The organism is Brevundimonas sp. P7753 (assembly GCF_013386595.1).
Classification (GTDB): domain Bacteria; phylum Pseudomonadota; class Alphaproteobacteria; order Caulobacterales; family Caulobacteraceae; genus Brevundimonas; species Brevundimonas bullata.
The window spans coordinates 1-268 of the sequence record NZ_JACARP010000252.1; the positions used below are offsets into that span (position 1 = coordinate 1).

A 268-nucleotide genomic window follows, 5' to 3' on the forward strand; every position below is an offset into this window, starting at 1 on the left:
AGCCGCCAGGCGTAGGGACGGCCCTCGGCCAGCAGATGGGCTTCGTCTTCGGGCGCGTGGGGGCCGGGGCGGACGGCTTCGGCGGGGCCGTGCGGGGCGTCGCCGATGGCGTCGAGTATGTCCTTGCGGGTGCGGAAGCAGCGGTAAAGCAGGCCGCGCGCGCCCAAGGCGTCGATGACGGCGGCGTAGTCGGCCAGATGCTCGGACTGGCGTCGCACCGGGGTTTCCCAGTCGAGGCCCAGCCAGGCCAGGTCCTCGAAGATGGCGG

Annotated in this window: 1 protein-coding gene; it reads right to left on the reverse strand. The window is 73.1% G+C overall.

What is annotated here, in order from left to right; genetic code table 11:
- Window positions 1-268: glutamate--tRNA ligase family protein (locus tag HX774_RS19445; RefSeq protein ID WP_255500566.1), on the reverse strand; the 268-nt coding region annotated here is incomplete at both ends.